Annotated in this window: 1 protein-coding gene; it reads right to left on the reverse strand. The window is 74.1% G+C overall.

Annotation, left to right across the window (positions count from 1 at the left end):
* Positions 1-129: 129 nt before the first annotated feature.
* Positions 130-1,141: IS30 family transposase (locus DW821_RS01495; protein WP_118065163.1), on the reverse strand; the 1,012-nt coding region annotated here is incomplete at its 5' end.

Here is a 1,141-nt window from a genome sequence, read left to right on the forward strand (position 1 = left end):
TTCCCAGTTGAAGGAACGGTGGAGATGTGTTTCGATGGGTCCGGTGGCCATGCTCCGCCCGCCGCCCGGCACCTCCTCCCAGACCCAGCCGAACGGTCGGTTCCGTCTATTCCGTTTTTCCCTTTCAGGCTAGGACAGCGGGGCATCGCCCCTCTCTGCGCGCGCCCGCGCGATGAGCCCCGGCGTCAGGTCGAGCCCGTCGACGGGCACGTCCTCGATGCCGTACGCCTCCAGCAGCGCCGCCGCGTCGTCGCCGAGCATCGCCCGGAAGGCGCGGGCGGGCGTCGCGAAGCCGAGCGCGCCGCGGGGCTCGGAGTTCACGTGCGACATCGCCAGCGCAAGGTCGGCCGGGGCCAGCCGGTCGAACCTGAGGCCGCGGCCCTTGGGCAGCAGCTTCCTGATCTCGACGTGGTTGCGCTCGCAGGCGCCCTTCTGGTCGCTGCGCCGGGGGTCGCAGTAGAACAGCCTCGTCTCGCCCGGCCCCTCGCCGATCAGCGCGGCGATCGCGCCCTCGTCGGAGAACTCGGCGCCGTTGTCGGTGAGGACGGCGCGGAACACGCGGCGCGTCCCGTCGGCGCCGAGGACCGCCCGGACGCCCTCCAGGGCGTCCGCGACGCACCCGGCGGTCTTCTCCTCCAGCGGCAGCGCGAGCTGGAGCCTGCTGGGGCGGTGCAGCAGCGTGAGCAGGCAGGCGCTGTCCTCCCGCGCGCCCTCGACGGTGTCCATCTCCCAGGCGGCGGCGCACGCGTCCTCGCCGAGGGCGAGGAACGCGGCGTGCGACCTGCGGGGCGAGTGCCGCGTGGCCGAGGCCGCCGGTGCGCGCCTCCTCGGCCTGTAGCCGACCTTCCTCCTGAGCTCCATGTTGGTCATGCCGTCGTAGCCCGCCGCGACCCAGCGGTAGATCGTCGAGGGCGACAGGTCCACGGGCCCGCCGTTGCGGGCGGACAGCTGCTCGGGCGAGAGCCCCCGGCCCAGGCCGTCGCGGATGAGGGCGAGCGCCGCGGCCGCGGCGGGCTCGTCGGCGTCTATCCCGCGCCTCGACGAGACGAGGACCGAGTCCGCGCACAGCTGCGCGGCGCGGGCCTCGTAGAAGACGTGCGGGCGGCGCTTGCAGCCGATTGCGCGGTACCGGCCGCACCCG

This window comes from Collinsella sp. AM33-4BH, assembly GCF_003469205.1.
Classification (GTDB): domain Bacteria; phylum Actinomycetota; class Coriobacteriia; order Coriobacteriales; family Coriobacteriaceae; genus Collinsella.